This is a genomic window from Singulisphaera sp. GP187, assembly GCF_900129635.1.
Lineage (GTDB): Bacteria > Planctomycetota > Planctomycetia > Isosphaerales > Isosphaeraceae > Singulisphaera.
Map to the genome: position 1 here is coordinate 5107068 of NZ_FSRB01000001.1, position 19917 is coordinate 5126984.

At 61.9% G+C, this 19917-nt stretch carries 15 protein-coding genes; 4 read left to right on the forward strand and 11 right to left on the reverse strand.

The window, feature by feature from the left end; genetic code table 11:
• Positions 1–51 precede the first annotated feature (51 nt).
• Positions 52–483 carry a hypothetical protein gene (locus tag BUS42_RS19805; protein WP_074309033.1) on the reverse strand — a complete coding sequence of 144 codons (432 nt, stop codon included), beginning with the start codon at positions 481–483 and terminating at the stop codon, positions 52–54.
• Positions 484–687: 204 nt separating this feature from the next.
• On the opposite strand from BUS42_RS19805, the gene BUS42_RS19810 reads away from it, so the two are divergent.
• Positions 688–1017, forward strand: coding sequence for a helix-turn-helix transcriptional regulator (locus tag BUS42_RS19810; RefSeq protein ID WP_074309035.1), 330 nt, complete (start codon positions 688–690; stop codon positions 1015–1017).
• 325 nt (positions 1018–1342) lie between these two features.
• Here the strand turns inward: BUS42_RS19810 and BUS42_RS19815 are convergent, their stop codons facing one another.
• Positions 1343–2770 carry a TolC family protein gene (locus BUS42_RS19815; protein WP_254053761.1) on the reverse strand — a complete coding sequence of 476 codons (1428 nt, stop codon included), beginning with the start codon at positions 2768–2770 and terminating at the stop codon, positions 1343–1345.
• A 1196-nt stretch (positions 2771–3966) separates the two neighbouring features.
• Positions 3967–4854 (reverse strand): NmrA family NAD(P)-binding protein, encoded by an 888-nt coding sequence (locus tag BUS42_RS19825; RefSeq protein ID WP_074309039.1) that lies wholly within the window; start codon positions 4852–4854, stop codon positions 3967–3969.
• A gap of 184 nt (positions 4855–5038) precedes the next feature.
• Between BUS42_RS19825 and BUS42_RS46030 the strand changes: the two genes are divergently transcribed.
• Positions 5039–5164, forward strand: a complete 126-nt coding sequence (locus BUS42_RS46030; RefSeq protein ID WP_256386179.1) for a hypothetical protein — start codon at positions 5039–5041, stop codon at positions 5162–5164.
• Positions 5165–5378: 214 nt separating this feature from the next.
• Here the strand turns inward: BUS42_RS46030 and BUS42_RS19830 are convergent, their stop codons facing one another.
• The 4 genes from BUS42_RS19830 to BUS42_RS43735 all read right to left on the reverse strand — a co-directional run bounded on the left by BUS42_RS19830 (position 5379) and on the right by BUS42_RS43735 (position 8723).
• Positions 5379–6614 carry an acyltransferase family protein gene (locus tag BUS42_RS19830; RefSeq protein WP_074309042.1) on the reverse strand — a complete coding sequence of 412 codons (1236 nt, stop codon included), beginning with the start codon at positions 6612–6614 and terminating at the stop codon, positions 5379–5381.
• A 220-nt stretch (positions 6615–6834) separates the two neighbouring features.
• Entirely contained in the window at positions 6835–7299 is a 465-nt protein-coding gene (locus BUS42_RS19835; RefSeq protein ID WP_074311263.1) for a hypothetical protein, read from the reverse strand.
• 212 nt (positions 7300–7511) lie between these two features.
• Entirely contained in the window at positions 7512–8528 is a 1017-nt protein-coding gene (locus tag BUS42_RS19840; RefSeq protein WP_074309044.1) for a DUF1559 domain-containing protein, read from the reverse strand.
• Between the two features lie 45 nt (positions 8529–8573).
• Positions 8574–8723 (reverse strand): hypothetical protein, encoded by a 150-nt coding sequence (locus tag BUS42_RS43735; protein ID WP_159452262.1) that lies wholly within the window; start codon positions 8721–8723, stop codon positions 8574–8576.
• 1014 nt (positions 8724–9737) lie between these two features.
• On the opposite strand from BUS42_RS43735, the gene BUS42_RS19850 reads away from it, so the two are divergent.
• A complete protein-coding gene (locus BUS42_RS19850; RefSeq protein WP_074309048.1) occupies positions 9738–11204 on the forward strand; it encodes an MATE family efflux transporter in 1467 nt (488 codons plus the stop codon).
• A gap of 246 nt (positions 11205–11450) precedes the next feature.
• Here BUS42_RS19850 and BUS42_RS19855 read toward each other — a convergent pair whose 3' ends face one another.
• From BUS42_RS19855 to BUS42_RS19865, 3 genes are all read right to left on the reverse strand, one after another.
• Complete coding sequence (locus BUS42_RS19855; protein WP_074309050.1) at positions 11451–12374, reverse strand: TIGR03067 domain-containing protein; 924 nt, start codon at positions 12372–12374, stop codon at positions 11451–11453.
• A gap of 107 nt (positions 12375–12481) precedes the next feature.
• Positions 12482–13756, reverse strand: coding sequence for a DUF2252 family protein (locus BUS42_RS19860; RefSeq protein ID WP_074309053.1), 1275 nt, complete (start codon positions 13754–13756; stop codon positions 12482–12484).
• A gap of 312 nt (positions 13757–14068) precedes the next feature.
• Positions 14069–14779, reverse strand: coding sequence for a transposase (locus BUS42_RS19865; RefSeq protein WP_074309056.1), 711 nt, complete (start codon positions 14777–14779; stop codon positions 14069–14071).
• 434 nt (positions 14780–15213) lie between these two features.
• On the opposite strand from BUS42_RS19865, the gene BUS42_RS19870 reads away from it, so the two are divergent.
• Positions 15214–16629, forward strand: coding sequence for a Gfo/Idh/MocA family protein (locus tag BUS42_RS19870; RefSeq protein ID WP_074309059.1), 1416 nt, complete (start codon positions 15214–15216; stop codon positions 16627–16629).
• Positions 16630–16788: 159 nt separating this feature from the next.
• Here the strand turns inward: BUS42_RS19870 and BUS42_RS19875 are convergent, their stop codons facing one another.
• Positions 16789–19068 carry an RNA polymerase sigma factor gene (locus BUS42_RS19875; protein WP_074309061.1) on the reverse strand — a complete coding sequence of 760 codons (2280 nt, stop codon included), beginning with the start codon at positions 19066–19068 and terminating at the stop codon, positions 16789–16791.
• Between the last annotated feature and the right edge of the window lie 849 nt (positions 19069–19917).

Below are 19917 nucleotides of genomic sequence, written 5' to 3' on the forward strand. Positions count from 1 at the left end.
TGGAGGACCGGCGACACATCAGCCGGTGATCAAAGGTCCATCAGCGGACGATCAACAGCGGAGAGGGCAGAGGGAGAGGGTCAAGCGGGGCGCGATCAACTGGCGATCGGAGATCTTCCGGAAGGAGCAAGGGAGTAGGAAGGAAATTCGAGGCTCATCCCGAGCATCGGCCCAATCCTGCTCTTCATTCTCAGGAGCCTTGTCCAGAGCATCGGCCCGATCCTGCTCTTCATTCTCGGAAGGAAGGGCATTCACCTGCAGGACGGTGGTGACCCTCGCTGCGCTGAGGCGGGCCTTAGGTTGGCCCGGGGACAGGGCGAAAGTGCGGTGGAGGCCATCGGGTCGGGACGAGACGGTGACGAACTCTGACATCCAGATCGGCGCGACCAGCAACGACGCCAGTAACGCCAGCGAGGAAGTGATCAAGTGTATGGAGACGAGGCGTTTACGGTCGGGCATGGCCCCTCGCTTCTCGAACGTCATGATTCGAGGCTCGCCGGCGTCCGACGAGATGGCTTTCTACCAGATCACTTCGCGATTTCTCCGGCTGGCCGGGTAAAACCCACGGCCTCAAACTCTATACTCGATGAACGTGCGAGGAGACTCCAAAATTCCGGACAACCAATACACGACATTCAGGTCGTATAATTTATAGCCAGGCTATCGACGAAAGTCAAGGGACGGCGTATGGTCGGTCGAACCATGGGAAGCGGCCTCGAGTGGACATTCCTGAGTAACCACGCCCACGTGCTGCTCTGCATCGCAAAAGAGCCGGAGGTGCGCCTCCGCGAGGTGGCCCATCGGGTGGGGATCACCGAGCGGGCCGTCCAGCGGATCGTGGCCGACCTCGAGGAGGGAGGTTACCTTTCGCGCTCGCGCGAGGGGCGGCGGAATCGCTACGCGGTGCACCTGGACCGCCCGCTGCGGCATTCGGTCGAGTCGCACCGCGAGGTGGGCGTGCTCCTCAGCCTTATCCTCCGGCCTGACCAACCCGATCCGGAGGCGCCGGAGCGCTGACAGGTCGCGACGAACCTCTCAAGGCTCGTCGAGCGAGCCGAGCAGGCGTTCTCGAGGATCTCAACCTGCCCCGATCACCCGCCCGCGCCGGGTCGCCAGGGTCGGAGCCGCTTGAGACCACGTTTTCCGAGACTGTCGCCACATGACCGGGGATTCCGCCCGGCCCCGGTTGGCCCGGACAACTTGGCTGTCCGGGCGGCCGCGACTTTCCCCTCGGGCCGGGCCAAACCCAAAGCCTCCTGTCGCGTCGGGACCCGGACAAGCAAGTTGTCCGGGCCCCCGATGCATCAACTCGTTGTCCGGGCCACGGTGTCGAATCGGCCGGTCACTTCCTCGTCGCCGGATTCGGCGAGGCCGCAGAGGGTTTAGTGCCCCCGGTGGCCTTGACGGCGGGGTCTTTGGTCTCCGGCTCGCCGAACGGGCTAGGCAGGCTTGCGGGTGGTGGCAGGGGTGGGGGGATGATCGCCGGTTCGTTGCCGGGCCCCGTCTCGGGGCGAGCCGAGGCAGGCGCGGGGCCCACATCGATCAGGGACTGGTCGAGCTGGTCGGCCGGAGGAATGACGATCTTGTCGCCGACGGTCAGGCGGTCGGGGTCGGGGATGGCCGTCTTGTTGGCCGCCCAGAGGGCCTTGGAATACCGTTCCGACTCGTAGTAGCGCTGCGAGATCGTCCGGAAGGTCTCGCCGCTGCTGACCGTGTGGATGTACGGGTTCTGATTGGGAACGACGGCCCCATTGGGATTCGACAACAAACCGCCGCCGAGGGCTTGATAGGTGTTGACGATGGCAACGAGTTGCTCCACTTTGGTATCGATCAAGGTCCCTCTCGCGTCCCGGAGGTCACGTTGGGCGAGCAGCACATCGATGTATTCGACGCGGGCATTCTGAAACAGATTGCTGGCGACCTCGACTGAGGCCTCGAGCGCGGCCATCTGCTGCTTCTTGAGTTCGATGCTGGCGGTGTACTTCTCCACCATGGACAGGCGGTTGACAACCTCGGTGAAGGCGTTGAGGACGACGCGCTGGTAGGTGTAGAGGGCCTGCAATTGCCTGGCGTTCGCGGTGAGGTACTCGGCCCTGATCGATCTCTTGTTGATCAAGGGCCCGACCAGGCCACTCGCGAAAGTGCCAATCACCGCTTGCGGTTCGAAGAGATGATTGATGACGAGGGACGCGAGGCCGGTGCCGCCGCTGATCACGAGTTGAGGAAAGAAGTTAACCCGGGCGACCTTCACGTCGAGCCCGGTCGCCGCCAGATCGCGCTCGGCTTGGCGGATATCGGGTCGATTCTGGAGCAACTGCGAGGGCACTCCGACGCTCAGCCTGTTAATGTTCAGCTCGTAGAATCCCGCAGACACGCGTTCGACGGGCTGCGGGAACCGATTGAGGAGGAAGTTGATCCGGTTCTCGGTCACGACGATGTCTTGATTCACGATCAGCTTTTCGCTCTGGTTCTTGCGAACCTCGGCCTGGAACCGCAGGACACCGAGCTCGGTGATGCGGGCGGCTTCCTTCAAGGCCTGAGCGATCTCGAGGCTTCGCTCCTGAAGCTCGATGGTGAGATTCAGATTCTCAAGCCGTTTGTCGAGCGCCATCAGCCTGAAATAATTCTCGGCAACATCGGCGACCAGACGGGTGATGAAGTAGTTCCGCCGCTCGAGGGCGACGTTGAAGCGCTGCCCTGCCGCGTCCCTGGCATTCCGCAGTTGCCGATAGATGTCCAACTGCCAGTTGAGGTTGATGCCCCCCCGAATTGTCCATGCGCCAGGGAAAAGAACTGCCCGGGGAGGAACGGGTCGTTGATGGCGGCGGCTCCATCAAGCGTGAAGCGGCTGGCCCTGTTCACCCCCGCGCTGGCCCCGGCAGTGACGAAGGGAAGGTAGGCCCCTGACCGCGACAGAACCTGGTTGCTGGCGATCTGGACGTCCTCATTCAGGAGCTTCAGCTCTCGATTGCTGGCCACTGCCTGGTTGATCAAGCTCGTCAGCGCAGGATCATGATAAAACTCTTCGATCGTGAGCTGAGCGGAGTTTTCCGAGCTGGTCCCTCCATTGAGGGTTTCCGGCAGACCTGGCGGGGGCTCCGCCTTACGGAGGGGGGGGATTCCGCAGGACGGCAGAACCAGCAACATGAAGCTGCAAGCGATCGCTCTCGCAATCACGTGCTTCATATGCTTTGCGTTCGAAATTCTCATTGAGAGATGGTTCATCTGCCTCGTCCTTGAGGAGTTTGCGCTTGTCGGCAATCCCACCGAACAAGTTCTAGGCGATCAACTCCTGGCTCTTGCAGGGTTCTTCATGAGCGCCCTCAGCGAATGGTCGAAGAGGCAATGGCAGCGGTAGACAGTCTACTGATCGGCCAGTGCGTTTTGTGACTTTAGTAGCGATTCGCGCGATTAAAACGAATAACAGTAATTCCCGGCGCCAAAATCGGGAGTTCCCCGCTTTCCTATCCATCTGGCCACGGTCTTGTCGCCTCGGTCGCCCACGATCCCGCCCCGCTCCCACGCTTCGGGTGCGGATGCCTTCAGGATGCGGGCGATCTGCCGACGCCCGAGATCGAACAACGCCAATGTTAGGCTTTGTTTGAGAAATAGGGTCTGGTCCAACTCCGCCGATGATCTTCGCTTAAACCGAGCCGCGCACGCAGCGCAGCGGAGTAAGCCGTCACAGGACTGACGTCCCAACATGCCGAGCGCAACCCGATCGCTTACTCCGCTGCACTGCGTGCGCGGCTCGGTGAGGTCGGTTCGTAAGACGCCGCGGCCCGACACTCGGGATCGCTCCTCCTTGGCTCGTTCATGACGAACCCGAACCCATTTCTCAAACAGAGCCAAGCACCCTCTTAATCCGATGGGAGGTGCTGGTATCAGTATCTTCCAGGTGGCTTAATCATGGCCAACCCCTCGCGATTTTCGCGTGAAGGAACTTGGTTACTTGGTTCTGTCGGTTCAGACGAAGGCGTTGCGGTGCTTCTCGATGAACGCCTCAAGCGTCATGGGCGGGCGGCCACCGAGCTTCTCAACCAGGTCGTTCGTGCCCGCGAAAATGCCGTTCTGATGGTCGATCACCACTTCCCTGAGGTGCTGGAAGAGGAAGTCGTTGCCGGACCTACCCGTTGCTCTCGCACCGGTTTGAAAGGCCCTCTGAAACTCCTCGAAGTCGACCTGCTTGTACGCGACGGGCTTGCCCAGAACACGGCTCAGGAGTCGGGCGGTCTCTTCGTAGGTGTACTCGACCGGCCCGAAGAGCGGGTAGGTCTGGCCCTTGTGCGACTCGGTGTCTTCAAGCAAGCCGGCGATGACGCGCCCCTGATCCTCAGCCGCGATCGGGGCGTGTTTGCCGGTACCGAACGGGACGTGGAGCAGCCCGGCCTTGATCATCGGGGCGAGGTAAAGCAGCCATTCGGCAAAGTAGGTCGGCCGGATGTGGGCGGTGGGCACCCCCGACCAGTCGAAGACCCGCTCGGAGAGCCAGTGGTCGGTCGCTGCGTGGCTCTTGGCGTCCCCCCGGGCGGACTTCTGCGACATGTTGACGATGCCTTCGACGCCCGCTTCCTTTGCGGCTTGGGCGAAATAGGCGGTCGCCTGCAGAATGCTCGGGCGGATGGGATAAACGAAGTAGGCCCGCTGGACGCCGTCCAGGGCCGATCGCACTTGGCCGAAGTCGAGCAAGTCTCCAAAGACAACCTCGACCCCGCGTTCCTGCAGCGACTTCGAGCGGTCATCCTGACCGTGGGCTAGGGCCCGAACCTGACGGCCCCGGGCGAGCAACTCATCGATCGTCGCTCTCCCGGTGTCCCCCGTCGCCCCGGTCACCAGCAATTTGCCGGTAATCATTGGAAATCTCCGCTGAGGCCTTTCAAGATTTCGATCAACATCTAAACTGTACGGGACCAATTTTAGATGTCAATCATCATCCAAAATGATCAACGTGGCGAGGGGAAAGCCGCGGGCCTGACGCACGGCGGCTTCTCTAAGCGATCAGCACTTCGAGTCGAAGGACGCGAGGCGTCGTGCCCTGATGGCGGCCTCGACGATGATCGGCGCGGTGACGATGTCGCGGATCGTGAACGATCCGAAGTTCTCGGCGGAGATACTGAGCGAGGTGGAAAACAGCTTGGCGGAAAAGCGAGTCAGGCCGCCTTGAGCTTGCAGGCGACCCTAACGGTTAGGACGCCCTTGCAAAGCTCTTGCAATACAGACATCTTGATTTGCCGTTGCGCTTCCCTGGGCTGGCTTGGGCCGCCCCGTCGGGGCCATAACGGGTGCGAGCGTGCGCAACGCGTCGGTCAACCGCGGTAAGCGATGGCAACGTCCTCCTACGGCATCTTGACGAATTCCCCTTGATCTCCCTCCTGGACTCAACCCGGCTCGACCACCGGATCGGCCGGGCGACCGTAATGCGCGGAGCGGAATGGTGCGGGGTCGCCGATTGGCTCGGGCCGCTGAAGGAATCGCTGCTCGACAAACAGGAAGAAGACGCGGCTGAGCGCGATCGACAGGAGGCCCGTGATCGGCAGCACGACGAGCACATGCGTCCAGAGACCGCGGAACTCATGCATCCAGAACCAACGCCCCAAGAGTTCCGTGATCGGGTAATGCACGAGATAGAGGCTGTAACTGAACTCACCCACCCAGGCAAGCAGCCGGAGGGGACGCCAAAGCGCGAGGGCCCGATCATGCGGATGGGCCACGAGCAGGACCAGCGAAAAGACCGCAGCCACCGAGTAAGAAAAGAGATAGTGATAGAGCGAGGTTTTGACGCACTGAGCCAGCACGAGCGACCCACTGACGAAGAGCGCCACCAGAATCGAACGGCGGCGCTGCTCCGGCCAATGGTGGATCGCCCGGTAGACGAAGATCCCCATCGCGAAGGTCAGCCAGGCACCATCGACGAACAGTCCGACGGGGCGTGGTGACGAAAACCCCAAAACCTTCCCCAGGAATTTGGAGAGGAGCACCCCCGAGGTGATCAGGGTCACGGCCCCGACCCCACGATAGAAGAAGGCCGGCCACAACAAGAGCAGAGCGCACACCGCGTAGAACTGCTCTTCGTAACAGAGCGTCCAAGCCGTCGGCAAAATGAAGCGGGTGGGGGCCGTCCGGATCAGGTAAAGCCAGGTCTCGGTCAACGTCAGGTTGCCACCCACCTGGCCGAGTGTCAACTGGTGGAGGTCAGGCAGATGATGAATTGCGCCAAAACTCTGGGCCTCCGACGATCGGGGCTGATCGTCCCCCAATAACACACGCAGGTCCGTTGAGCCCACGATCAAGAGCAGTACGACCGTGAGGCCCAGTACCAGCCAGTACGACGGATAAATCCGCCGAAACCGCCGCTTGAAGAAATCCATCAGAGGGTCGGCGCGGCGCATCGCAGACTCGGACGCGGCAGTGATGCAGTATCCACTGATCACGAAAAAAACCGGCACGCCAACATATAAATGATTCAAGACCGTGCGAACGACCTGCGCAAGCGGACCGTCACCGGACGAAGTCGAATCGTGGGTCCCATAAAGTGTGGCGTGGAACGCCAGAACCCCGAGGCAGGCGAGACCTCGAAACGAGTCAATCAGCGCATACTTGCTGTTGGATTTCATGGTGCACCATCCTTGTTGCCGGCACTTGCATCCTGCGCCCGATGGGCTCCTCGGGGTTTACAAATCCTTAACGTTACAATCGACGGGTGTCGGACGGCAAGAGCGATTGACCAAGAAAGCGGCGGTGCGTCATTGACTCTTTGGATTCCGGGAACGAAGCCTTCCCCGCTCTGAGCCCGCAACCGCCCTTCGTTCCTGAGTTCAGGCCGGTTCAGCGCGGTCAGTCGGTGATCTCGATATCGATGACATTGTCGCCGGCCACGACTTTGCGGGTCAGCGGGGTGGTGGTCGGATCAGAGTATTTCTTGGGGATCAGCGACTTGAGCCGGACGGATTTCGCCACCGGGGCAGGCCCGGAATCGGCGGCCTTCGCGGGCTCCGCAGCCGCGCCGCCATCAATGGCAACGACGACAACCTTGTGCTCTCCCAGAATCGCACCGGCGTCCGCCTCGGATTTCAGCTCGTAGGTCCCGTCGGGATTGATCGAGCCGGAGGCGGGCTGCATGAGCCCGTCCGCGGGCGGCACGACCGGGACGAACAAGACCGATCCCAGCGGCACCGGTTTCCCCTGATACGTGACCTTGCCGTGGACCTTGGCGTGCTCATAATGCAGCCGCGAATCGCAGCCGGCCAGGGTAAGGCCAACCATCGCCAAGGCCATGATCGCTCGTCGAGCGGCATCCATCTCCATCAACTCCTCGACTCTTAAATCGGTTTTTGTTCGTATGGCAGACAAGCAGGGGGATCAGACCTGGTTCGTTGGGACAACAAGTTGTCCGAGTGGCGGAGCCACAAGACGTGAGGGGACCGGGGCGGCCGATGGGAGCCCCCGACCCCTCGGAGGATTCGATGGCGTTGCCAATCGAACCGAGTCCATTGGGATGGCATCGCCGCCGATCAATACTGGTCGGCCGAGATGATTTCATTGTTGGCGATGGTCCCCACACCCATCCAGACCATGTAATTGATGGTGCTTTTCACGAACTTGACGGAGCCGTCGCAGAACAGGGCGTTGACCCCTCCCGAGTGCCGGCTGCTGGCCGTCAGCAATGCGCCGTTCATGTCCTGGTTATTGGTGACGCAGCTCCATGAGTTTGGCGGCATAATGTTGGTATAGATGCCGCCGCACCGGCCGAGGCCGAGGTGCCAGAAACTCCCCATCGTGCTGTCCGTACCCGCGGGCGTGCCCGAAAGGGCCATATTGGCGAGGTTTGCGGTCGTGGGGTAGAGCGTGAGACAGGAGAGGTAATCGACGATCGGGCTCGCGTTCGGATACCAATTGTTCGTGTTGGAGACGCTGGACGTCGGCTTGAGGATGTCCAACCCCGAATCGACTCCCTTGACGCGTTCGCTGAAGCAGACCGTATTGCTCGTGCCGTCGAGGATGTCCCGGAGGGCGATCTTGCCGCCCTTCCCGCCCTGCTGCCCGAGGTCGATCCCAACCCCGCGGAAATTATCCCCATACTTCATCGTATAAGCTTCCGACCCCGCGCACATCGGGTAGTTGGTATGACCCGCCGCGTTGGTCAACCGATCCATGTCGGAGGGGCAAAGCAGAAAGCTGAGCTTCGTGTTGAACACCGTCGTGTTCTGCAAGGCGGCCGGGCTCGCGAAGCCCGTTGTGAAATTGATCGCGTTGAACAGGGGCGACTGTTCCAGGGCCGGCAACATCATCGACGGGGCCGACCAATCATTCCAGTTGTACCCGACGTGCGCGGGGGGGAGGCACAGGTTGCTGCTCTCATAATTGGCCGTGGCCAACCCGAGCTGCTTCAAATTGTTGACGCACTGGGAGCGGCGAGCGGCCTCGCGGGCCGCCTGTACAGCCGGCAAAAGCAAGGCGATGAGCACGGCGATGATCGCAATCACCACCAGCAGTTCGATCAAGGTAAACGCGCGACGAAAATTAATCATGATGCCATTCCTCGTCTCAATAATCATAATCAATCGAATCAAACATTACGCAGTTGCCCAATCCGGCACGGCGAGGAAGGGCCGAACCAGATCGCTCTGGATCCCCTCGCGTACCAGCCGCAACTTGACCACGTAGCCGCCAACCTCGGCGTCGAAGTGAATCCACCTCAGGCGCAAGTACGCCCGCAACGCCATCCTGAATGGATCACGCCGTACACCCTGAGCGGGCTTGGCATCGATCCACACCGCAGTTTTGCTTCAATTCCCAATGGTAATTCTCGATCGCGAAACTCAACTCGACATCGTGCGGCCGCAAACCAAGCCGTCGCCCCCGAAACGGATGGCTCATGCCGGACGGGAAGATCGCCACCTCGTCCAGCGCCCGAGCCCGCTTGCGACGGCCATCCGACGTCCCCAGGTGGTTGCCCAAATCCGGGTCGGTCAGACGTACAGCGCAGGGTATCCCACCCGACTGATAAGGGTAGTGAACACCTCGGTAACCGGCACAACTCAAAGCTAGATGCGTGACTGCTATCCTAAATCAAATGACATGGGCAATTCAAAAGAAAGAAGGGGGAGATCACCGATCCTATTCGCCATTACGCGATTCTGTCAAGAGACCGGCCCCTACTGTTTGACATGATCTTGAAAAAAGGATACTCGGATCTCTCGACAGCGCCTTCCCGAACGAGAAGGCGGGGCATCGCTTACCACCGCATGCTCACTCACTTCCGCATGACACTCCATGCGTGCGTCAATGAATGCGCCAACTTCTGTCCACTCCCGTGCGCCGCGACCTCCGTTGGCCAAGCACCCTGGGGGTGAAGGCGAGAGCGCGGCCATGAACACGGTGATCACCGGAGCGAAATGCGCATCGCTCCGCCACGTCCAGCCCTTGGGTATGTGCAGAGATCGGGATGCGCGAGGCAACCGAGACACTGGGCCTGTGGAAGCTCCCTCCTCTCGCTCGGGACGGTTTGCGTGGCGAGTTCACAACTCGCCCATCTTGCCCAAGTCACGGCAAGAATGACGAATTCCCCATTCTTGGTTCTTCTGTTAAAATCAGGGCTTGATGGCCTGATCAGATGATGCGTCTCGTCGAAAAAAAAACGGTCCGAAAACCGAACCCACCGAGGGCGGATCGTCTCCTCCTTTTTCGAAAAGGTCGGAGGGGCCGATCCCGATCGAATCACCGTTGAGGGTCGCAGGATGGGCAGTCGAGTGATCACGGACGAGGCAATCGACCAGCCGACCGCTTCCGGTGAGTCCGGCGGGGAAGCCGAACGGTCCGCCGCGGGGGGGAGCCGGGAATTGCTCTCGCTGGCGTTGCCGTTGGTCGTCAGCCAGAGTTTCATGACGGTGCAGGTCTTCGTCGACGCAATCTTGCTCGCCTGGCACGACCCTCGGGAGATGGCCGCCTCGTTTCCGGCGGTCATGTGGTTCTGGCTGCCGTTCGGGCTGCTCCAGGTGGCCGCCGGCTATGTTTCGACCTTCGTCGCCCAGTACACGGGTGCCGGGCGACCGAAGCGGGTGGGGCCGGCGGTCTGGCAAGGGGTCCATTTCGCGATCCTGGCCGGGCTCCTGTTTCTGATCATGGTCCCGGCCGCGCCCCACCTGATCGCGATCGGCGGGCACACCCCGGCGTTGCAGACTCTGGAGGCCATCTACCTACGTTGCCTCTGTTTCGCCGCCTTGCCGATGCTCATCATGGCCGCGATCAACGGCTTCTTCTCGGGCCGTGGCCAGACCTGGACCGTGCTCGGGATTGAGGCGGCGGGAACCGCGGTCAACATCGCCTTGGCCTTGCTCTTGATCTTTGGCCGGGCCGGGGCCCCCGAGCTCGGGATCGCAGGTGCAGGGTGGGCGACCGTAGCCGGGTCGTGGGTTTCCGCCCTGACGGCTCTCGGCCTCCTGCTCCGCCGCAAGTATGCCGAGGAGTTCGACACCCGACGCGGCTGGCGGCCCGAGCGCGCGCTCTTCGGCCGGTTGTTGAAGTACGGCCTCCCGGCCGGGGCTCAGGTCTTCTCAGACGTCCTGGTCTTCCACGTCTTCGTCCAACTCGTGGGCCGACTCGGGGAGGCCCAGGCCGGGGCCACCGCCCTGACCGTCCGGCTGAACATGGTCGCCTTCCTGCCGATGCAAGGGATCGCCCAGGCGGTCTCGATCCTCGTCGGCCAGCGGCTGGGCGCCGATCGTCCGGAATTGGCGGAGCGATCCACCTATACCGGAATGAAATGGGCCTTCGGCTATATGTGTCTGGTGGCTTCGGCGTACGTGCTGATCCCGGGCACCCTGGTCTCGGTCTTCGAGGGGGACCGCGACCCCGAGAGCTTTGCGGTGATCGCGGCCATCGTCCCCCCTCTGCTGGCATGCGCGGCGGTTTACTCGTTGGCGGACGCCGTGAACCTGACCATCTCCTTCGCACTCCGAGGCGCGGGTGACACCCGCTTCGTCTCGCTCTTGACCTTCCTCCTGGCCTGGCCGCTGATGGTGATCCCGACTTTCCTGCTCGTCCAAGCCGAGGGCAACCTCAACTGGGCCTGGATGTTCGCGACGGTCTATATCCTGGCCATGGCGCTCTGTTTCACGCTCCGGTTCCGCTCGGGCAAGTGGAAAAGCATGCGTGTCATTGAGGCCGCGCCAACACTTGACGACACGGCGATCGTGACCTCATAAGGCCCAGGCTGCCTCAACGGCCAGAAAGGTATTGCAGTTGAAGCCCTCCCGGTCCGCCGGTTCTTTGCAGCCCCTTCGGATCGGGGCTTCAAATGATGAAGTCTGGTAATGACAGAGCTTACAACGGGTTTGCACGGCCTTTCTGGCCTTCCATGCTTTGGCTCAGCAGCATCTGTCATGAGGTTGAACCACGAACACTCGCCGGGCCTGACCTGAGCGGTGCTCCCTGGGTTTGAAGGCCACCCGTCACCGGTTCTCCTTCAGGGTCTCCACAACCTGGACCAGCCGCTTCGCTTCTTTCTCGGTGGGTGCGAAGACTTGAAGGCTGTAGGTGCACTTTCCGAATACGGTCGCGGCTCCGAGATAGGTCGTCTGGCCGTCGGGGCCCGTCATTGAGGCTGAGTAGAGGGTTCGCGCGGGGATCGGGGGCTCGAGCGAAGGCTGCGGACCACGAATCTCGGTGAACCCGAACTTACGCAGGCTCAGCAGCAGTCCGTTGAAATGGCCTTTGAGAGTGGCGACCTTGGCGGCCTCGGTGTCGGCGGAGTGCCGCACCATGGTCAGCACGATGGCGGCCGTTGATCCCTCCTTCGAGCAGGCGTAGGTCCGGGTCTCAACTCCATCCGTCACGCCGGAGCGGACGCTCGTCCACACAAATTCCTCCCCCGGCGCGGCGATCGAGACGACACCAGGGACCTCCAGGGGCGTTCCTTTACCGGGCTCCGGGCCGTCCCCAAAATGGAGGCGACGAAACACCTGCAAGTTGCGGCCACTCCCCGGTTTCGAGGTGAACTCGGTGGGGCGTTTGTCGTCGATCGCCCCGTTGCAGATTGTCAGCGTATCTTCATCGAACTGATAGATCCCGCGGCTGACAGATCCCTTCGCGGCCCCGTCTTCATCGGCTTTAACGTCGATCTGCTTGGGTGACTCGCCAGGGTTGAGCACGACCGTCAGACCCGCGAAGGGTGACGAAACACCGGCTCGGACCGATTTCTGATTCCCGCGGAACCTGACGTGCGTTTCTTGGACCACCTCACTGGGAAGCGCGACCCCGTTGACCACCCCGGAAAGCTGCTGCCAGGTTCCCTGAAACCTTGCCAACTCGGTCTCGACCCGATTCGGCTTCGGGGCATCGGCGCCAAGCTGTAGGACGACCGAAATCAGAAGCAAACCAACGCCCCTCATTGCACGCCCCTTGTTTTGCTTTGCTGTCACCCGTCTCCATAAGCCGAGAAATTCTATCAACGTTCGATCATAATCTCTACAGATCAGGGCGGCTATTTTGACTTTCGCGGTCTCCCGGTGGATCGGAGCGACTTCGGTAGGGCCGATGGCCGCGAGAGCGACTCGTGGTACTGCACGTAGTCCAGCCGATTACGCTCGGCGCAACGCACCGCGGCCGCCATGACCGTGTCCAGCGCAGGCCTTGAGGCCCAGGCAATCAGTGAGTCGCGTCCACGACCGTTCTCGAGCGAGCAGGCGCCGCGGAGGTGGGAGTGACCCGTGACGCGTCCCGCCACGTGGATCGCTTCGCGCAGTTTGTCCGGATCTCTCCGGAGCCGGTCGAGGCTCGCTCGGTTCTCGTCGGGGATCAACTGTCTCATGCGGTACCATTGGCCTTCGATCTCGATCACGGCGAGCCCGAGCATCGGCTTCGCCTGAAGCACGTGCTGGGCGTAGACCACGCGATGCGCCTCGCTCTCACCGTAATCAGGCTGGGGCGCATCGGTGCAGGACCGCAACGAGGGCGAGCAGACCGCCTTGATATCTAGCAGCCAGTTCTCGTCGGCGGGCCCCGGCCCTTCCACGAGCACAACATAACGCGGAAGGCCGAGGCTGCCGATCCCGAGGATTCTGGCCGTGACGTCGAGCACGGAGTACGCTTCGGGCGTGGAGGTGTTCGTCCCGAACTTCTCAACGGCACGCTCGATCGCCTTGAACCGCGACGCACGGATCGGGGGATGCTTCTCGTTGCGGATGATCCTCCGCCGGCCCTTCTTGGTGAATTCGGTGTTCCGGCCCAAGAGCGAAACGGGGTCAACCGGCCCCGTCACTCCCGTCCGGTTCCAGAGGACACCGGGGCCCAGGAGCGACAGACCTTCGGCAACCGAATGGTCCCGGGGCATCGACGTGAGCGCCCTGCGATAGTCATCAAGGAACGCCAGGGCCATGCCCACCGCCTGCAGAGGCGTAAGATGCCAGATCTCCGCCGCGATGAGAATGCTCGCCGTGCAACGGACGAGGTCGAGGCTGACGGGGGCGACGAGGGCCTCGTCGAAGTCGTTGATATCGAAGAGAATCTCCCCGTCCTCAGCCTCGTACGCCCCGAAGTTCTCGAGGTGGAGATCACCGCAGATCAGGACCGGAGGCCCGACGTCGGGGGGCTGATACTCCAGCCAGGAGCAAGCGAAGAGGTGGTCGGTCCCCCGGAAGAACGCGAATGGGTTCTCGTCCATGCGCTGAAGCTTCAGGCGAACCCGCTTCGGCTTGCGATCGTGGTTGAACTCGAGGATCGCCTCAAGGATTGATGAGGACTGATCGGTCTTATCCACGGGCGTCCCTCGCACGCGAGATGAACCGTTCGACCAGGCTTTTTCGGAAAGGCCCGAAGCGCGGCCGATTCCAAGATGACAGACCCACCCGACGGTTGCAAGCGACCCGACCCGGGTCGTAAAGAATCCAACTCTCATCAGCCACGACGGCCATCGTCCAATATTCTAATCACACACAAAACTTAATACATATCAACATTCCGTCTTGTCGTGATGGCCTGCCATGAGATCGCGTGGCGACAAGGCGGTCCGCGTCTAGGTGCTCGCCTCGGTCCTGGCGACAACCCCTTGAGCAGCACACCGGCCTCGGTATCACGGGAGGAGCTCATCGAGATCATCAACCTCCTGCTTCGGCTTCTTGGGCCGTCCTCGCGGGCGGAAGCACGATTCCAGACCGAGCCGACTGGCGGTTTCCGCTTGCCACTCCGGCGAACCGAAAGGTTGGCCGCGTTGCAGGCTCCGCTCCATCGCGGCGGCTTCGTCGGGGCCGAGGGGCGCGTTGACCCGCTCGATCCAGCGGGGAAGCCGCGGGACTGGCCAGGGACTTAACGCCGGCCCGGTCTCCCGGGAGGGGCCTGAGGCAAAGGACCAGAGACTGCCCCACTGCCACTGCTCGGCACGCGGCACCAGTCCGGCGCGGAGGGCGCGGCCCTCGACGTAGCGGCAGACCGTCCGAAGATGCCCGTTATCCTGGACCGGGAACGACTTGAATCGGCCCTGGTAGACGTGGCCGGATCCCGCCGAGCGACGCCGCGCGTGCCAACGCTGGGTGTGAGTCAAGGTCAGCCAGTTCATAAACCGCGACAAGTCGCCGTCGCCGCGGGGCCAGAGCACCAGTTCAAAGTGATCGGGGAGAAGACAGAAGGCGAGCAGACGCATGCTCTCACGCGTCACCGCCTCGGCCAAGACGCGTTCGAAGACCTCGTACTCGTCGGCGTCGCCCAACAGAGGCAAACGCCCGCTGCCACGGTTCAAGGCATGATAGATCAGTCCGCCTTCGGCGTTGCGTAGTGGTCGTCCCATGAACCATAGCTTAACATCGAGAAGAACGCGATGTCAAAACGGTCCCTGGCACTTTTGGCTTGACATCAAAAATCATCAACCCCTTATTTCCGCATGGCGTGATTCACAATCATTTTGATTGTTGCAGATGCCAAATTTGAAGTTGAGAGAGTCTTCTCCAGTGGCTTCGGCGGAAATTCCAGACGAGGGGGCGAGCACCCGGCTGAGGGAACGTCAGAAATCCGAGGAGAAGAACGGTCGGGGACTCATCGGGGAACACAGGGCGGCCACCGCAAGCTTGTATCGAACAGCCAATGCTGGGCACCGGCATGCGGAAGCTCGGCTTCCGAAAGACTTGCCGGCCCCGTATGCTGGATCGTTCACGAACCTTGGGGTGGAACTCCATCGGAGCAGGAATGCCGAGAGGATGGTCCCCGGAATCTTAGGAGCAGACCATGTCGAACGCCGACCAACCATCGCGTAGGTCGTTCTTGAAGTCGGCTGCCGTGGCTTCGGCCGCGCCGGCCGTGGCCACAACTCGGCTCAGCCAGAACGTCTATGCGTTGAACACGGAGCAGGAGCCAACCCCACCGGCGGGGCCGAACGACCGGATCCGGATCGCCACGATCGGCATGGGCATTATTGGATTCATCGATACCGACACCGCGTTGAAGGTGCCCGGGGTCGAGCTCGTCGCGGCGTCGGACCTCTATGAAGGCCGGCGAATCCATGCCAAGGAGGTCTACGGCGACAAGGTCGAGACCTACGTGGACTACCGCGAGATCCTGGCGCGGAAGGACGTCGACGCGGTCCTCGTCTGCGTGCCCGACCACTGGCACACGCAGATTTCGATCGACGCGATGAAGGCCGGCAAGGCGGTCTATTGCGAGAAGCCGATGGTCCGGCTCGTGAGCGAAGGGCCGGAAGTCATCGCCGTCCAGAAGCAGACCGGCGCGGTCTTTCAGGTGGGCAGCCAGTACGCCAGCTCGGTCCTTTACGACAAGGTCAAGGAGCTGATCAAGAAAGGCGCGATCGGCGAGATCAATGCGGTCGAGGCCCGGTACAACCGCAACTCCGACGTCGGCGCCTGGCAGTATTCGATCCCGACCGACGCCTCGCCGGAGACGGTGGATTGGGACCGATTCTTGGGAACCAGTCCCAAGCTGCCGTTCGACCCGGTGCGTTTCTTCCGCTGGAGGAACTACTGGGATTACGGGACCGCGGTCGCGGGCGACCTGTTCGTCCATCTCCTCACCGGGATTCATCACGCGACCGGCTCGCTCGGGCCGAACCGGATCGCCGGGATGGGGGGCCTGCGCTACTGGAAGGATGGCCGCGACGTCTACGACGTGATCATGGGGCTGCTCGACTACCCGCAAACCGAGGCGCACCCGGGCTTCACCCTCTCGCTCCAGACCAACTTCGAGGACGGCGGTGGCGGCGACACCTACTTCCGCTTCGTCGGCAGCGAAGGGGTGATCAACGTCAGCTTCACCTCGCTCACCGTGAGCGGACCCGGAATCCAGACGGCGACGGCCGATCAGCTTCTCAAAGGTTACAACTCGGTGCGCACCTTCTCCAACGCCCAGCAGAAGGCGTTCGCCGAGAAACTGCTCGCCGAACAGGCCGCCAAGCCCAAGAAGGCAAAGCCGCACGCGAGCGAGCCGGAGAAGTTCGTGGTCCCCAAAGGCTACGACGAACGCTTCGACCATTTCGTCAACTTCTTCAAGTCCGTCCGCAACAAGCAGCCGGTCTACGAAGATGCCGTCTTCGGATATCGCGCCGCGGCCCCCGCGCTCCTGTGCAACGACAGCTATCGCCAGGGCAAGGTCATCGGTTGGGACCCCGCGCAACTGAAGGTCACCTCCTGATCGACTCGAGCTCCGAGCCAACCCATCAACAACAACGAGGGGCAGACCATTGGGGCCTGCCCCTCTGTCTTTGACGGAAACGTTCCACACCGTGGAAAACCGGCCGACAACCAATCGCTAAATTCTTATTATCTGCATTATTTATTTCAATCTCTCCGATCAATCAGCCGTTGGCTCGAGCGAGATGACGATCGACTTGTCCGCGTTGAGCGTTGTCGACCCAGGGCCGAACAACTCGGGCCGACCGGTGAGGGTGAACTGCTTGGTCGGCCGATCGGGACCGTCGAACCCAGTCCGCATGATGAAATGGTCTTGCCAGCTCGTTTTACCCTCAACCGGCTTATCACGACTCGGCCGGGTTTCGAGAAAGCCGGGGCCGCAGACCAAGGTCGTTGCCGTTTCGCTCCCCTCACCCTCCTCGAAGATCGTCGCATCGCTCGTCCTGATGGTGGTAACCGACTGGACCTTCCCTTTGGTCGGGCCCGCCTTCTCCATCTCCACCCAGACCTCGTTCCGTCCGTCGCCACGAAGGTGAGTCTCGTCAGCCCGATGGGGAGAGAGCTTCTTATAGATAAACTCGTTGCAACGTGCCGTGATCCCCTGCCCTGGTAACCGGAGCCAGACGGCGGAGCCGGTGGCCCGCAACTCATGGAGGCTCGTTCCCGCGCCCGCCCCCCGCGAGACGTCCGATCGCAAATCCAGGCGCAGCTCGTCGCAATTCAACTGGTCAGGTTGCTGTTCTCGGCGAGGGCGCGACACATCAACGGCGCCCGAGAGGAGAAGGAAGGGCGACTTCGAAGCCTCGGGGGGGCCAACCTTGACGCCTTGCTTCGGCCGGGTCCATTCGATCAGCAACATCCCGGTGCAGCGGAGGTCGAGCGAAGCTCGGCTCCCCTGACCATCGACCCCCTCGGGTTGGCCGGGCATCACTTTCGAGCGGACCGATTCTTTGACATTAACATGCACATTCTTCTTAATTTTTATTGATTTGATTCCACCGCCCTCGTCGTCAGGGTAATGCTCAATCGAGAGTCCGGAGCCGGTGATCCGCTTGTTGCGATCCTCAATCGTCAGGTCCGAATCACTGCGGATGGTGAGGAAGGTCTCGTCGAACTCGGCATTGGCGAGCGGGCCAATCGCCAGGTCGGCGCCGGGAGTGGTCGTCTCCCGGCCGATGTTGAACCGGACGTTCCCCTCGAACCGCACGTGGCGGATCTTCAGCGCCACTCCTGACTTGCTCGCCACGCCCAGGGGTTGGTCAAGGTCCACGATCGCCTCGTCGCTGGTCACCGTCTTGAGGGCCTCGCCGTTGCGTGACTTCCTCACAATCGCGACCGGCCGCAACCGCAACTGCTTGCCGTCGTTGAGTCGCTCGTACTCCTGGGCGTACATCCAATAGCCACGTTTGTGGCTGGAGTAGCGAACCGGCAGCGCAGGGTTGGCACTCCAGTGCGTGGGACCAAACGCTTTCGCCGCGAGTTCGCTCGCCTCGATCTGGCTCTTGGAGCGCTTCGGCTCGCTCTTCTTCTCCGCGGCCGCGACGGGGTATCCCCGATCCAACGCCGGCGGGTCCGACGCCACGAGGAAGGCCGGCGCGACCATGGTGGTCGCGACCATCGCAAACAACAGAGCGACGGAAGTCTTCACTTTGGACAGGACCATGGTCTTGAGCGCTCCTTCGGTCAGAACGGCGACTGCCGTCGAGATCCCTCCCAGGGCGACGCGGGCCGTCGTGTACTGAATCGCGGCCCGGACCGTCTCCTCAACCAAGGTGTGGGAAACCGCCCGCATCGGCAGTGGCGTCGGGAAATCCCAGAGCCCGGCAGCGGTCGGCGCCAGGCCACGGCTCGACAGCCGGGTCCGCAATCGCTCGCGAGCCCGCGACAACCGCCCTCGGACCGTCCCCACGGGCCAACCGAGCCGCTCCGCGGCCAACTCGTGGGTCAGACCTTCCAGGTAGCAGAGCACCACCGGCACCCGGTACTTCTCGGGCAATCGGTCCAACTCCTCGTCGAGCACTCTGCGAAGGTCGAACCGGTCCGAATCGAAGCTCGGGCCCGCGCAATCCACCACCCCCTCCCCTTCCCGAGCTTGTCTCCGGCCGGCTTCAGTCCGGGCCCGGGCGGCCACTCGGCAAGCCACTCCATACAGCCAGCGCCCGAGCGAGTCGTCCACCCGCACCCTCCGAGCCTTCTTGACCAGCACCAGAAACGTGGCCTGGAAGGCGTCCTCAGCGTCGCGCGGATCGGCCAAGATGCGGCGGCAGACCCCCAGGACCATCGCCCCGTGCCGCTCGACCAGGGCGGCGAACGCCGCCTCGGCCACCTCACCGTGGCGGGTCACAAACCGTTCCAGCAACTGTCCGTCCGACAGCCCCCCGACCGCCCCCAGCTTGAGGAGCGTGTGCAGGTGCCGGGCCACCACGCCCGATTTCGCCATATCGTCGTCCCTCCGTTGACGTTGCCCACCCATCCTTACCATGCACGTCCGAGGGTCCGCCAATACAACTTTCCGGAAATGGCAAAGGGAAAGCCAACCGACAGACAACAATGGCTCTCCACATGATTCATTATATCATCATTCCTTCAATTTTGTGATTCTTGAGATTCCATACCCCACCCCTTGATCGGGAATCGTTGGACCCACGATGACGCCACGACCAATCGCGTCGATTACGGGGGGGAAACGGGTTCGGCGACGCTTTACCCGAAAATCCCCCAAAAGGCTTGTGAAATCTACACTTAGGTTCGGCTCAAACCCCACGAAACGGAACTCGGGACCAAACCGTCTCTTGACTCATGAATTCTACCCGTATTATTTCTAATGCTGGATTGTGAACCCAGACCTCATCGCATCCCCCCTGCGCGAGTCTGAGTCTAACGGCGGGGATGCTGGAGTATGCGACTTCCTTCAAGCTTGACGAGAACGCTGTTCGTTCTCCTCGTCATGAGGATGATCGCCGCTCCGTTGGCGCTTCCCCCCTCCTCTTCCCGACCGCATCGCACCTTCAATCTTGTGGTCCGGGTCTGTCAATGGTCGGCGGCCCGATCGGAGCGATTGGCACCCACACCATCCCGGCGCCGCGACTCCCCGGATCACGATTCGTACCGGATTGCGGGTCATCTCCTCCTCAGCTCCACGCCTCGGTTCGTGTCGGAGATCACCGAAGCCCGGTTTCTCATCACGGCACGCACTTCGCTCAGGGATCCAGGCGTTATACCGCTCAACGGCTGTCTGCGCTGCTGAGAAGCCTCGTTTTCGAATCGAACAGGCAGGATCGGTCTCCCC

What these genes read in the sequence shown, in the direction of transcription:
- BUS42_RS19810 (WP_074309035.1), top strand. Translation starts at nt 688, where the DNA reads ATGGTCGGTCGAACCATGGGAAGCGGCCTCGAGTGGACATTCCTGAGT.
- BUS42_RS19875 (WP_074309061.1), bottom strand. Translation starts at nt 19,068, where the DNA reads ATGGCGAAATCGGGCGTGGTGGCCCGGCACCTGCACACGCTCCTCAAG.
- BUS42_RS19805 (WP_074309033.1), bottom strand. Translation starts at nt 483, where the DNA reads ATGACGTTCGAGAAGCGAGGGGCCATGCCCGACCGTAAACGCCTCGTC.
- BUS42_RS19840 (WP_074309044.1), bottom strand. Translation starts at nt 8,528, where the DNA reads ATGATTAATTTTCGTCGCGCGTTTACCTTGATCGAACTGCTGGTGGTG.
- BUS42_RS19870 (WP_074309059.1), top strand. Translation starts at nt 15,214, where the DNA reads ATGTCGAACGCCGACCAACCATCGCGTAGGTCGTTCTTGAAGTCGGCT.
- BUS42_RS19835 (WP_074311263.1), bottom strand. Translation starts at nt 7,299, where the DNA reads ATGGATGCCGCTCGACGAGCGATCATGGCCTTGGCGATGGTTGGCCTT.
- BUS42_RS46030 (WP_256386179.1), top strand. Translation starts at nt 5,039, where the DNA reads ATGGCGGCCTCGACGATGATCGGCGCGGTGACGATGTCGCGGATCGTG.
- BUS42_RS19850 (WP_074309048.1), top strand. Translation starts at nt 9,738, where the DNA reads ATGGGCAGTCGAGTGATCACGGACGAGGCAATCGACCAGCCGACCGCT.
- BUS42_RS19865 (WP_074309056.1), bottom strand. Translation starts at nt 14,779, where the DNA reads ATGGGACGACCACTACGCAACGCCGAAGGCGGACTGATCTATCATGCC.
- BUS42_RS19825 (WP_074309039.1), bottom strand. Translation starts at nt 4,854, where the DNA reads ATGATTACCGGCAAATTGCTGGTGACCGGGGCGACGGGGGACACCGGG.
- BUS42_RS43735 (WP_159452262.1), bottom strand. Translation starts at nt 8,723, where the DNA reads ATGGCGTTGCGGGCGTACTTGCGCCTGAGGTGGATTCACTTCGACGCC.
- BUS42_RS19830 (WP_074309042.1), bottom strand. Translation starts at nt 6,614, where the DNA reads ATGAAATCCAACAGCAAGTATGCGCTGATTGACTCGTTTCGAGGTCTC.